General features: G+C 51.6%; 13 protein-coding genes. 5 read left to right on the top strand and 8 right to left on the bottom strand.

Translation table 11 applies throughout. The annotated features are described in order from the left end of the window. Positions 1–19: 19 nt before the first annotated feature. On the top strand, positions 20–160 hold the full coding sequence (gene ykgO / locus F384_RS28375) for a type B 50S ribosomal protein L36 (protein WP_003859006.1): 141 nt from the start codon (positions 20–22) through the stop codon (positions 158–160). 52 nt (positions 161–212) lie between these two features. Here ykgO and F384_RS02055 read toward each other — a convergent pair whose 3' ends face one another. The 6 genes from F384_RS02055 to acrA form a co-directional block, all read right to left on the bottom strand. Continuing rightward, positions 213–683, bottom strand: a complete 471-nt coding sequence (locus F384_RS02055; RefSeq protein WP_046476502.1) for a YlaC family protein — start codon at positions 681–683, stop codon at positions 213–215. A gap of 114 nt (positions 684–797) precedes the next feature. Beyond that, entirely contained in the window at positions 798–1,349 is a 552-nt protein-coding gene (gene maa / locus F384_RS02060) for a maltose O-acetyltransferase (protein ID WP_046476504.1), read from the bottom strand. A gap of 177 nt (positions 1,350–1,526) precedes the next feature. Beyond that, the gene (locus tag F384_RS02065; RefSeq protein WP_001280991.1) at positions 1,527–1,745 is read right to left on the bottom strand and encodes an HHA domain-containing protein; all 219 of its coding nucleotides are present in this window, start codon (positions 1,743–1,745) and stop codon (positions 1,527–1,529) included. A 27-nt stretch (positions 1,746–1,772) separates the two neighbouring features. Beyond that, a complete protein-coding gene (gene tomB / locus F384_RS02070; protein WP_046477029.1) occupies positions 1,773–2,147 on the bottom strand; it encodes an Hha toxicity modulator TomB in 375 nt (124 codons plus the stop codon). 513 nt (positions 2,148–2,660) lie between these two features. Next, complete coding sequence (acrB, locus tag F384_RS02075; RefSeq protein WP_046477031.1) at positions 2,661–5,810, bottom strand: multidrug efflux RND transporter permease subunit AcrB; 3,150 nt, start codon at positions 5,808–5,810, stop codon at positions 2,661–2,663. Positions 5,811–5,832: 22 nt separating this feature from the next. Further along, entirely contained in the window at positions 5,833–7,026 is a 1,194-nt protein-coding gene (gene acrA, locus F384_RS02080) for a multidrug efflux RND transporter periplasmic adaptor subunit AcrA (protein ID WP_046477034.1), read from the bottom strand. Positions 7,027–7,167: 141 nt separating this feature from the next. On the opposite strand from acrA, the gene acrR reads away from it, so the two are divergent. Both acrR and mscK read left to right on the top strand, forming a co-directional pair. Continuing rightward, positions 7,168–7,821: a multidrug efflux transporter transcriptional repressor AcrR gene (gene acrR / locus F384_RS02085; RefSeq protein ID WP_046477036.1), complete on the top strand. Its 654-nt coding sequence runs from the start codon at positions 7,168–7,170 to the stop codon at positions 7,819–7,821. Positions 7,822–7,940: 119 nt separating this feature from the next. Next, complete coding sequence (gene mscK, locus F384_RS02090; protein ID WP_046477039.1) at positions 7,941–11,303, top strand: mechanosensitive channel MscK; 3,363 nt, start codon at positions 7,941–7,943, stop codon at positions 11,301–11,303. Positions 11,304–11,327: 24 nt separating this feature from the next. Here the strand turns inward: mscK and rsmS are convergent, their stop codons facing one another. Beyond that, complete coding sequence (gene rsmS / locus F384_RS27780) at positions 11,328–11,489, bottom strand: pleiotropic regulatory protein RsmS (protein WP_052746872.1); 162 nt, start codon at positions 11,487–11,489, stop codon at positions 11,328–11,330. A 14-nt stretch (positions 11,490–11,503) separates the two neighbouring features. Continuing rightward, positions 11,504–12,031, bottom strand: coding sequence for a primosomal replication protein N'' (gene priC / locus F384_RS02095; protein WP_046477041.1), 528 nt, complete (start codon positions 12,029–12,031; stop codon positions 11,504–11,506). Positions 12,032–12,100: 69 nt separating this feature from the next. On the opposite strand from priC, the gene F384_RS02100 reads away from it, so the two are divergent. Both F384_RS02100 and apt read left to right on the top strand, forming a co-directional pair. After that, positions 12,101–12,478, top strand: a complete 378-nt coding sequence (locus F384_RS02100) for a DUF454 family protein (RefSeq protein ID WP_046477044.1) — start codon at positions 12,101–12,103, stop codon at positions 12,476–12,478. 262 nt (positions 12,479–12,740) lie between these two features. Continuing rightward, positions 12,741–13,292, top strand: a complete 552-nt coding sequence (apt, locus tag F384_RS02105; RefSeq protein ID WP_046477047.1) for an adenine phosphoribosyltransferase — start codon at positions 12,741–12,743, stop codon at positions 13,290–13,292. Positions 13,293–13,340 lie beyond the last annotated feature (48 nt).

Genomic DNA, 13,340 nt, shown 5'->3' on the forward strand with positions numbered 1-13,340 from the left:
TTGAGCTGATGAGGATAACATGCAGGTCTTGAATTCATTACGTAGCGCAAAGCAGCGCCATCCGGACTGTCAGATAGTTAAGCGCAAAGGGCGTTTATATGTGATTTGTAAAAGCAATCCGCGTTTTAAAGCGGTACAGGGAAGAAAAAAACGGCGTTAACGAAAGGAGCGCGCCGGATAGGGGCAAATGACTATCCGGCAATGCGAACGGGTTATGGCGCGACGTCTGCGCGGGCAAGGGTGAAGATATCGTAAAACGACAGTTCGCCTTTTCGCGTCAACATCTTCTGTAATTGTGCTTTGCGTTCATCATCGACGCGCGGGGAGTGAAGGATGGTGCTAATCAGCGCTGATGGCACAAACCGGGTGTTGTACCACTCGCCGTTGTAACACACTCTGAAATCCAGTACGTCGATATCTTCATAGCGATAGCGCGGGGCGACATCAAAAAAGAAAAAGCCGTTGAGGACGACAAACAGCACGACCAGCAGCCAGACTGAGTCGACCAGCGTTTCTGATTGCAGCATCACCGCCAGCGTGGCAAACCAGGCAACGTACATCCCAATAAACAAACCAGGATGCTTGCGAATAAAGCTGATGCTAAAGCGGGGCTTATTATCGCGCTTCTCACGAACGTTCAGATCGTCGATGGTTTCAGTGAGCAGGCGTTGTATTTCTGTCATTTTTTGCCTTCGTGATTTTCGCTACTTACAGGGGAACGCCCTATTTTAAATGGGCGATTAGCGTGAAGAAAGTAACAGATTAACCACAATTTAGCATAACAGTTACAATTTCTTTTACAGTGTTTTAATAATCCGCGCCGGGTTACCACCCACCACCACGTTCGCCGGTACGTTTTTGGTCACCACTGCGCCGGAGGCGACGACCACGTTGTCACCAATGCTGACGCCGGGATTAATGACCGCACGCCCACCAATCCAGACATTATTGCCAATTGTGACGGGCTTGCCGAATTCCAGCCCACTATTGCGTTCTGTCGCATCCAGCGGATGCGTGGCGGTATAGATATGGACGCCGGGAGCCAGCATACAGTTATCACCAATATAAATCGGGCAGACGTCGAGCATGACGCAGTCGAAATTGGCGTAAAAGTCTTTACCCAGAAAGATGTTGTAACCGTAGTCACAGCGAAATGACGGCTCAATGTAAGGCCGGTCACACTGGCCCAACAGGTCGTGGAGGATTGCCAGGCGTTCGGCCTTTTCATCCGGGGCGGTGAGATTGTAGCGGTGAACGAATCGACGCGCCTGCAACCTGTCATGGCGCAGGGTTTCATCTGCCGGGCGATACCGCTCACCCGCTATCATTTTTTGTTTCTCGTCACTCATCCTGCGCTCTCTGACTGTTCACCGGTGAGGCAATACAGTAGAGGGTCAGCGATAATCAGGGAACGTTCCCTGACTTTTATTGTGACAAAAGTCACAATAGTCATTCTATTGTTACTGCGAATATGAAAAATGTTCCCCAGGAAAACATTCGTATTTCCTGATGTGACAGTAATCAAATTAGCGAATGAATTTCCAGACGGAGGAGGGGATCTTGTCGTAAAGCTTATTCATCGTCAATTCTGCGAGACGGTGATCGGCAGCTGAGTAAAATACAGCCAGTTCATTGTCAGATAATTCATATTTATTTTTCTCAATCACGCGCTCAAGCGTGTCAATTGTCTGACAGCGTCGCAAACGCATCAAATAATCAGTTTTAGTTAATGGTTTATCGGACATAAATCTTACCTATGATTGTAATAATTTTTAACAAGACAAACTAACAGGATTAGCCCTGGTGGCATTCACAAAGCAGCGGAACAAGCGATTACCGGATTTCCGCCATTTCTGCAGATCCTGCGCATTAATGCCATAACTGCTGAACAACATAAATGTGTCGTCCAGATATTCATCAATCTGCTCAATCAGCTTATTGTCCTCATTATACTTAATTTTATAATTAAGTGCGAAGGTTGCAATATGCTCTATCAGTTCGTTAAGTTGAAGGTTGATTGCCGAGGTTGGGTCGTTAACCCAGCCATGATTGCTTTCTTCAAGGTTTGCAAGACAGTCGTGATAAAGCGCTTCACAAAGAAATTTAAGCTGCGCTATATCATGTCTTTTGGGTGAGTATTCATCCATAACGCATCCCCTTCTTAGTGGCTTGAACTAACCGAACACCTTTCGGGATGGGTACAACTAAACTGACCTGGAACTTGCCTTCGACGCCTGATGATTTAACTATAATCTACTCTAAAAAAGATTTCATCGTTATATTACGAAAAATTACAATTGGCGTAATACGAGAGAAAGTGAAGATTTGTGCATTTTTCCCATTATAGCATGTCGCCAACCCATCCCGGAATGAGATAATTACGTGATTATTTTGCAATTCATCAGATTATCTTCGCTTTCCATCCTCCTCACTCACCCAGGGCGCGAAATCAGAAACAGACTTATCCCTAGGAATTGTCTTAATAATGAGTTATTAAGCCGGGAATAACCCTAAGCCAAACGGCCAAAAATAGCCTTCATCCTCTTGTGGATTATAACCTTTATTATGCGCAACCAAAAGTCTACAACGTATCAATAAGTCCTTTTGCTGATTTCATTCGAAAAAAAAGGCCGCTTGCGCGGCCTTTTATCTGATGGGTATCAGTGATGTTCTACAGAATGGCTGTGCTCAATATCTTCACTTTTCCGGCTGAAGCGGCGGCGTACCACCACAAAGAAGACCGGAACGAAGAAGATAGCCAGAACCGTCGCGGTGACCATCCCGCCCATTACGCCAGTACCTACGGCGTTCTGCGCGCCGGAACCGGCACCCGAGCTGATAACCAGCGGCATAACGCCCAGAATGAACGCCAGAGAGGTCATCAGGATCGGACGTAAACGCATACGTACCGCTTCCAGTGTTGCCTCTACCAGTCCCTTGCCCTCTTTATCCATCAGATCTTTGGCGAATTCGACGATCAATATCGCGTTCTTCGCCGACAACCCAATGGTTGTGAGCAGGCCCACCTGGAAGTATACGTCGTTAGTTAACCCACGGAAGGTTGCGGCCAACAGCGCACCAATAACCCCCAGCGGCACCACCAGCATAACGGAGAACGGGATTGACCAGCTCTCATACAGCGCCGCCAGACACAGGAAGACGACGATCAGCGAGATGGCATACAGGGCCGGAGCTTGGTTACCGGAGAGGCGTTCCTGATAGGACATCCCCGTCCAGTCATAGCCGATGCCGGATGGCAGCTTACTGGCCAACTCTTCCATCATTGCCATCGCTTCACCGGTACTCTTGCCGGGCGCCGCCTGACCTAAGATCTCCATCGACGGCAGACCGTTATAGCGTTCCAGACGCGGTGAACCGTACTCCCAACGAGATGATGAAAATGCAGAGAACGGCACCATCTGACCATCACTGCCGCGCACATACCAGTTACCAATATCGTCCGGCAGCATGCGGTATTTCGCTTCGGACATCACGTAAACTTTCTTCACACGACCACGGTCGATAAAGTCATTCACGTAGCTTCCGCCCCATGCGGCACCCAGCGTGGTATTAATATCGCTAATGGAAACGCCCAGAGCCTGTGCTTTTTCCTGGTCGATATCAATCTTGAACTGCGGGGTATCTTCCAGACCGTTAGGGCGAACACCGACTAACAGATCGGGATGTTTTGCAATCTCGCCAAACAACTGGTTACGTGCCTGCGTGAGTTTGTCATGCCCCAGGTTAGCCTGGTCAATTAACTGGAAGTCAAAACCTGTAGCGGTCCCCAGTTCCACAATTGCTGGCAAGTTAAAGGCAAACACCATTGCATCTTTAATGGAGGCAAAGTGCGCACTTGCACGTCCTGCAATAGCGGGCACTTTGTTTTCTTCACCAGGACGATCTTCCCAATTTTTGAGAGAAATAAAAGCAAGACCGGTGTTTTGACCACGACCTGAGAATCCAAAGCCGTTTACGGTAAACACCGAATTGACGTTTGCTTTTTCATCCTTCAGATAATAGTCCGTGACTTCATCAAGGACTTTTTGCGTACGCTCCTGTGTAGCGCCAGCCGGAAGCTGCGCCATGGTCAGGAATACCCCCTGGTCTTCATCCGGCAGGAAGGAACTTGGCAGACGGACGAACAGGAACGCCATGCCGACCACGATGATCAGATACAGCAGCAGGTAACGACCGGTGCTGCGCAGGATGTTGCCTACGCTGTCGGTGTAGTGGTGCGTGCTCTTATCGAACATGCGGTTAAACCAGCCGAAGAAGCCTTTCTTGCCTTCTCCATGATCGCCTTTGGCAACCGGCTTAAGCATGGTGGCACAAAGCGCGGGCGTCAGGATCATCGCCACCAGAACAGAAAGTACCATTGCCGAAACGATGGTAATAGAGAATTGGCGATAAATGGCACCGGTTGAACCACCAAAGAAGGCCATTGGAATAAATACTGCCGACAATACCATCGCGATACCGACCAGTGCGCCCTGAATCTGGCCCATCGATTTTCGCGTGGCTTCTTTAGGCGGTAATCCCTCTTCGGACATGACACGCTCGACGTTCTCGACCACCACGATGGCGTCATCCACCAACAGACCGATGGCGAGAACCATACCAAACATGGTCAACGTATTTATTGAGAAACCAAATGCCGCGAGTATTGCAAATGTGCCTAACAGAACGACCGGAACGGCGATTGTCGGAATCAGCGTTGCGCGGAAGTTTTGCAGGAACAGGTACATAACAATAAATACCAGTACGATAGCTTCAACCAGCGTCTTCACCACTTCGTTAATCGAGATTTTAACGAAAGGTGTTGTATCGTAAGGGTAAACGACTTTCAAACCGTGCGGGAAGAACGGTTCCAGTTTCGCGATTGTCGCGCGGACTGCGTTTGCCGTATCCAGCGCATTTGCACCTGTTGCCAGTTTGATCCCAAGACCAGATGCTGGCTGCCCATTGTATTTCGCGATGACATCATAACTCTCGCCACCAAGTTCAATACGCGCGACATCACTCAGGCGAACCCGAGAACCATCCTGATTCACTTTCAGCAAAATTTTGCCGAACTCTTCGGTCGAGGTCAGACGTGTCTGAGCAATAATGGAGGCGTTAAGTTGCTGACCTTTTACCGGTGGCGTGCCACCGAGTTGACCGGCTGCAACCTGGGCGTTTTGCGCTTTGATTGCCGCAATCACATCTACCGGCGTTAACTGGTATTTGTTTAGCTCGGTTGGATCCATCCAAATGCGCATCGCATATTGTGCGCCGAACAACTGAACATCACCCACGCCGCTGGTACGGCTGACAGGATCTTTTACAGTGGCACCAACATAGTCCGCGATATCTTCCTGCGTCATAGAGCCGTCAGTACTGATCATCCCCATAACCATCAGGAAGCTACTGGAGGATTTCTCAACGCTTACGCCCTGTTGCTGTACTTCTTGCGGAAGTAACGGCATCGCCAGTTGCAGCTTGTTCTGCACCTGAACCTGAGCGATATCCGCATCCGTACCGGAGTCAAAGGTAATCGTAATCTGAACGGTACCTGAAGAGTCACTGGTTGAGGACATATAGAGCAAGTTATCGATACCGTTCATATTTTGTTCGATAACCTGCGTCACGGTATCTTGAACCGTTTTCGCATCAGCACCAGGATAGCTCGCAGAGATCGTGATTGCAGGTGGCGCAATCGTTGGATACTGCGCCACCGGCAATTTGAGGATCGCGAGACCCCCTGCCAGCATGATGATGATGGCGATAACCCATGCAAAGATAGGGCGATCGATAAAAAACTTAGCCATGTCTTAACGGCTCCTGTTTAAGTTAAGACTTTGTTTGCTCTGACTTGCCACCGTTCGCGGCTTGTTGTTGATTGTCAGATGTTACTTCCTGCGCTTTTACCTGCACGCCAGGGCGAACTTTTTGCAAACCAGAGATAATGACGCGATCGCCAGATTTCAGTCCGTCAGTGACCACCCATTTATCGCCAATCGCCTGACTGGCAACGATTTGACGGGTTTCCACTTTGTCATCAGCCCCCACAACCAGCGCTGTCGCATCACCACGCGGCGTACGGGTCACGCCTTGTTGCGGTACCAGTAACGCTGTCGGGTTGGTCCCTTCTTCCAGACGGGCGCGGACGAACATTCCCGGCAGTAAGGTGTGATCCGGGTTAGGGAAGACGGCGCGGATGGTGATAGAACCGGTGGTCTGATCGACGGTCACGTCTGAAAACTCAAGCGTACCGGTCTGCGGGAATTTGATGCCGTCACTGGTCACCAGCTCGACTTTCGCCTTGCCGTTTTCCTGTTTCAGCGTTCCGTTAGCCAGTTCCTGTTTCAGACGCAGGAAGTCGTTGCTCGACTGCGTCACGTCAACATAGATAGGATCGAGCTGCTGCACGGTTGCCAGCGCTGTCGCCTGACCGTTCTGCACCAATGCGCCTTCCGTCACGGCGGATTTACCAATACGGCCGCTAATCGGAGAGGTCACTTTGGTATATGCCAGGTTAATGCGCGCCGTTTCGACCGCGGCTTTCGCGGCAACCACGGAGGCATTCGCCTGTTGCGCATCGGCCAGCGCCTGATCGTAATCTTGTTGACTGATGTACTGCGTTCCCAGCAGTTTCTTATAACGGTTAACCGTTACCTGAGCGATGCTGGCAGCGGCCTGTGCTTTCGCCAGATCGCCTTTCGCGCTTTCATAAGTGGCTTGATATGTCGCAGGATCAATCTGATAGAGAGACACTCCTGCTTCGATATCACTACCTTCCTCGAAATTACGCTTCAGGATAATCCCGCTTACCTGAGGGCGAACTTCCGCAATACGGAAAGCACTGGTGCGACCCGGGAGTTCAGTTGTGATCTGTAGAGGTTCGGTTTTGAGCGTCACAACCCCAACTTCTGGCATCTGCTGGCCCCCTTGTTGGGCCTGTTTGTCGTCACATCCTGTAAGCGCTAAGCTGCCTGAGAGCATCAGAACGACCGCCAGAGGCGTAAACCCTCTGTTTTTGTTCATATGTAAACCTCGAGTGTCCGATTTCAAATTGATCAATGGTCAAAAGTCCACAAACCCATTGCTGCGTTTATATTATCGTCGTGCTATGGTACATACATCCATAAATGTATGTAAATCTAACACCTGTAAATTCACCGACATATGGCACGAAAAACCAAACAACAAGCGCAGGAAACACGACAACACATCCTGGATGTAGCGCTACGGTTGTTCTCACAGCAAGGGGTATCGTCCACCTCGCTGGCGGAGATTGCAAAAGCCGCTGGCGTCACTCGCGGTGCAATCTATTGGCATTTCAAAAACAAGTCGGATTTATTTAGTGAAATCTGGGAACTATCAGAATCCAGTATTGGTGAGCTTGAGACTGAGTATCAGGCAAAATTCCCCGACGATCCACTATCAGTGTTAAGAGAAATTCTCGTTCATCTCCTTGAATCTACCGTAACAGAAGAACGGCGACGTTTATTGATGGAGATTATATTCCACAAATGTGAATTTGTGGGAGAAATGACTATAGTTCAGCAAGCGCAAAGAAACATCTGTCTTGAAAGCTATGATCGTATTGAGCAAACATTAACACATTGTATTAATTCAAAAATGCTGCCTGAAAATTTGCTTACGCGCCGGGCGGCGGTGATGATGCGCGCCACGGTTTCAGGCCTGATGGAAAACTGGCTCTTCGCCCCGCAATCTTTTGATCTCAAAAAAGAAGCACGAGATTACGTCGCCGTGTTACTGGAAATGTTAACATTTTGTCCCACACTGCAGTCGGCGAGGCCTGACGCAACGTCCTGACGCCACTCCAGGAATTATCCTGGACGGTTTCGCTGCCGCTATTCTGTCTGACAGAGCCGTGATATTCTTGCTCGTTGACTATCTTCGGTCGTCTTTTCGGTTCAGAAACCTTCATTCACATGACTATGTTGCAGCTCTATAAACGTGCACAGCACCTTGTTTTCATCACGGTGGCTGTTTTCATCTTAATGCTGTCCTGCCAGTCTTTGGCGCTTGCCCGCGCGTCGTCAAACAGCGATTTGCCGTCGAAGGCGGACGTTCAAAGCCAGCTGGATACGCTCAATAAGCAAAAAGACCTTTCCGCGCAGGATAAACTGGTTCAGCAGGATCTTCTCGAGACCATCGCAACGCTGGAGAAAATCGAGCGGGTGAAAGACGAGACGACTCAGCTTCGTCAGCGCGTGGCACAGGCGCCGGAAAAAATGCGTCAGGCGACAGAGTCCCTGAATGCGCTCAGCGATGTGGATAATGATGATGAAACGCGTAAAACGCTCAGTACACTTTCGTTACGCCAGTTAGAACTGCGCGTCGCGCAGGTACTGGATGATTTACAGAACGCGCAAAACGATCTCGCCACCTATAACAGCCAGTTGGTCTCTCTGCAAACGCAGCCGGAACGTGTACAAAATGCGATGTATACCGCTTCCCAGCAACTTCAGCAGATCCGTAACCGGCTGGATGGCACCAATGTGGGCGAAGCGGCGTTGCGCCCCACTCAGCAGGTGCTGTTACAGGCACAGCAAACGTTACTGAATGCCCAGATCGATCAACAACGTAAAAGCCTGGAAGGCAATACGGTGTTACAGGATACCCTGCAAAAGCAGCGCGATTATGTCACCGCAAACAGCAACCGGCTTGAGCATCAATTGCAGTTACTGCAGGAAGCGGTGAATAACAAACGTCTGACCTTAACGGAAAAGACGGCGCAGGAAGCCATTTCGCCGGATGAAACCGCGCGCATCCAGGCCAATCCGCTGGTGAAACAGGAGCTGGAAATCAACCATCAGCTCAGCCAGCGCCTGATCTCCGCGACGGAGAATGGCAACTCACTGATGCAGCAAAACATCAAGGTCAAAAACTGGCTGGACCGTGCGCTGCAATCTGAACGCAATATCAAAGAACAAATCGCAGTGCTGAAAGGCAGCCTGCTGCTGTCGCGTATTCTTTATCAACAGCAGCAAACGCTGCCGTCGGCGGATGAACTCTCGGATATGACCAACCGCATTGCGGATCTGCGTCTGGAGCAGTTCGAAGTCAACCAACAGCGTGACGCGCTGTTCCAGAACGATGCGTTCGTGGCCAAACTGGAAGAAGGCCACAGCAACGAAGTGAATGACGAAGTCCACGACGCGCTGCTGCAGGTTGTCGATATGCGCCGCGAACTGCTGGACCAACTCAACAAGCAACTGGGTAATCAGCTCATGATGGCCATTAACCTGCAAATTAATCAGCAGCAGTTAATGAGCGTCTCGAAAAATCTCAAGCAGATCCTGACCCAGCAAATTTTCTGGGTGAACAGTAACCGCCCAATGGACTGGGACTGGATCAAAGCCTTCCCGCAGTCGCTGAAAGATCAGTTCAAATCGATGAAAATTACGGTGAACTGGGAAAAAGCGTGGCCAGCCGTATTTATCGCCTTCCTGGCCGGGCTGCCGCTGCTGCTGATTGCCGGGCTGATTCGCTGGCGTCTGAAGTGGCTGAAAGCCTATCAACAGAAACTCGCGGCCGCGGTCGGGTCGCTGCGCAATGACAGTCAGTTAAACACGCCGAAAGCGATTCTGATCGATCTGATCCGCGCGCTACCGGTGTGCCTGCTGATCCTGGCCATCGGCCTGATTTTGCTGACGATGCAACTGAACATCAGCGACCTGCTGTGGGCATTCAGTAAAAAACTGGCCATCTTCTGGCTGGTCTTCGGGCTGTGCTGGAAAGTGCTCGAAAAAGACGGGGTGGCGATTCGCCATTTCGGTATGCCCGCACAACTGACCAGCCACTGGCGCCGCCAGATTGTGCGCATCAGTCTGGCGCTGCTGCCGTTGCACTTCTGGTCCGTGGTGGCTGAACTTTCTCCGCTGCATCTGATGGACGATGTGCTGGGGCAGGCGATGATTTTCCTCAACCTGCTGCTGATTGCATTCCTGGTGTGGCCGATGTGTCGCGAAAGCTGGCGGGATAAAGAGTCGCATGGCCTGCGCCTGGTAACGATCACCATCCTGTCAATCATCCCGATTGCGCTGATGGTGCTGACGGCGACCGGCTATTTCTACACCACGCTGCGCCTGTCGGGCCGCTGGATTGAGACCGTTTATCTGGTCATCATCTGGAACCTGCTCTACCAGACGGTGCTGCGCGGGTTAAGCGTTGCGGCGCGGCGTATCGCCTGGCGTCGTGCGCTGGCGCGTCGTCAGAATCTGGTGAAGGAAGGGGCCGAAGGGGCTGAGCCGCAGGAAGAACCGACCATCGCGCTGGAGCAAGTGAACCAGCAAACGCTGCGCATCACGATGCTGCTGATGGTTTCACTGTTCGCGGTGATGTTCTGGGCGATTTGGTCCGATCTGATCACCGTGTTCAGCTATCTCGACAGCATCACGCTCTGGCACTACAACGGCACCGAAGCGGGTGCTGCGGTAGTGAAAAGTGTAACGATGGGCAGCCTGCTGTTTGCCATTATCGCCTCGATGGTGGCCTGGGCACTGATCCGTAACCTGCCGGGTCTACTGGAAGTACTGGTGCTGTCGCGTCTGAAAATGCGCCAGGGGGCGTCGTACGCCATCACCACGATCCTTAATTACATCATCATCGCGGTAGGCGCGATGACGGTCTTCGGTTCGCTCGGCGTGTCGTGGGATAAACTGCAGTGGCTGGCGGCGGCCTTATCGGTCGGTCTCGGTTTCGGCTTGCAGGAGATCTTCGGTAACTTTGTCTCGGGTCTGATCATTCTGTTCGAGCGTCCGGTGCGGATTGGCGATACGGTGACGATCGGCACGTTCTCCGGCACCGTCAGCAAGATCCGTATCCGTGCGACCACCATTACCGATTTCGATCGCAAAGAGGTGATCATTCCGAACAAGGCGTTTGTCACCGAACGCCTGATCAACTGGTCGCTGTCCGATACCACCACCCGTCTGGTGATCCGCCTCGGCGTGGCTTACGGTTCGGATCTGGATAAAGTGAAGAAAGTCCTGCTTCAGGCCGCGCAGGAGCATCCGAAAGTAATGCACGATCCTGAGCCTGCGGTGTTCTTCACCACCTTCGGCGCCAGTACCCTGGATCACGAGCTGCGTCTGTACGTGCGTGAACTGCGCGATCGTAGCCATACGGTTGATGAACTAAACCGGTCTATCGATCGTCTGTGCCGTGAAAACAACATTGATATCGCCTTTAACCAGCTTGAAGTGCATCTGCGCAATGAGAAGGGCGATGAGGTGACGGAAGTTAAACGCGAGCTCAAAGGCGACGATCCGACGCCTGCGGTGGGCTAATTTCCCGCGTCGTCATAAGACAGCTCACTTCTGTGCTGAAGTGAGCTGTTCCATTTTCCTTTCGTAATCCTGCTTTATAATTTCCAGCGCTTTCAGCACCGTGTCGGGGGCGACTTGGTTTTCTTCCAGCAGGACAATCAAATCGACGGCCAGTTTTACCTCATCCGGGGCGTTTTCAAGTGACATAGCGTCTCCAGGGATTAGCGGGTTAAACGCGCCAGAACACGTTCAATATTGTCGAGCGCCTTACGACAGCGCGTCAGACGACCTTCATAGATTTCCACTTCGCGTTGCAGCGTTTGTTGCTCGTCCAGGCGGGTGGCCTGCGCCAGTCGCACCTTGCGTTGCGCGATCATTTCCTGCAAGCGTCGTTCAAATTCCTGATGCTGGATGCGTCTGCGCTGCCAGCGTGCCAGACCCGGCGAGGCGCTGTCCCACTCCCGGAGTGACCAACTGGCGGTTTCACGGGAGATAGCCTCCAGTTGCGACGCCAGATGCTCCGCAAGCCAGGCAACCTGCGGCAGTTGCTGTTGTTCAACCGCCTGACGCAACGCCTGAAGATGACCTTCTGCTTCTTCCAGACAGGCCTGGATCAGGGTGCTGCGGGTCTGAAAAAGATGGCGATCGAAGCGGGCGCTGAGCGTGGCATGCTGCGCCATCGGTGCGCAACGTTGGCGCAGGAGGGCGAGCTGATCTTCCAGCTTTTGCAGCAGCATGGCGGTTTTCAATTTAACACTCCGATGAAAATGATAACTGTTATGCTAAAGTAGCGTTCTGGTTTGCGATATGCCTTTATTATGCAACGAATCCTTTTAATCATCACGGGTTGGCTGGCGGTTGTATTGGGGACGCTGGGCGTCGTGTTGCCTGTATTGCCGACGACACCGTTTATCTTACTGGCTGCCTGGTGTTTTGCCCGCTCATCGCCGCGTTTCCATGACTGGTTACTTTACCGCTCGTGGTTTGGCAGCTATTTGCGATTCTGGCAGAAATATAAAGCCATGCCGCCGGGCGTTAAGCCTCGTGCGATCGTGATGATCCTCATTACTTTCGCGATATCGCTGTGGCTGACGCCGATGTGGTGGGTGCGGATCCTGCTGCTGATGATCCTGGTTTGTCTGCTGATATTTATGTGGCGAATACCCGTGATTGACGAAAAGCAACAAAAGCACTGAAGTGCAATAATCGCGGTTGCAATTGCGGGCGGTAGCCAGTAAATTCGACCGTTTTCGAGCACAGGCGCGTCGGGTCAAATGAATGTTGACCTTGTATATACACACTATCATTCAAGGTGCATCGAGGCGGCAACTGAATGAATCCCTGAGCTTACATCAGTAAGTGACTGGGATGAATGAAGGCAGCCAACAAAGAGGCAGCTTGAAGGATGAAGTGTATAGTGCGCCGTGAAGTAACACCGTATCAATCAGGCACAAACTTATGACCGCGACTGCACAGCAGCTTGAGTTTCTCAAAAATAGCATTAAAAGCATTCAGGACTACCCGAAACCGGGCATTCTTTTCCGTGATGTCACCAGCTTACTGGAAGATCCGAAAGCTTACGCGCTCAGCATCGAATTGCTGGTTGAGCGTTACAAAAATGCAGGCATTACCAAAGTTGTCGGTACCGAAGCACGCGGCTTTCTGTTTGGCGCGCCGGTAGCGTTGGGTCTGGGCGTTGGCTTTGTGCCGGTGCGTAAACCGCGCAAACTGCCGCGTGAAACGATCGCAGAAAGCTACGAGCTGGAATACGGCACCGATCAGCTGGAAATCCACGTCGATGCGATCCAGGCCGGTGACAAAGTGCTGGTGGTTGACGATCTGCTGGCGACTGGCGGCACGATTGAAGCGACCGTGAAACTGATCCGTCGCCTGGGCGGCGAAGTGACCGACGCGGCGTTCATCATCAATCTGTTTGACCTCGGCGGCGAACAGCGCCTGGCGCAACAGGGCATCAACTGTTATAGCCTGGTTCCCTTCCCGGGACACTGATTCAGGCTATCTGCGTCTGAAGCAATAGCAAGAGACATGACCTCGCTG

The sequence above is a fragment of the Citrobacter amalonaticus Y19 genome (assembly GCF_000981805.1).
Lineage (GTDB): Bacteria > Pseudomonadota > Gammaproteobacteria > Enterobacterales > Enterobacteriaceae > Citrobacter_A > Citrobacter_A amalonaticus_C.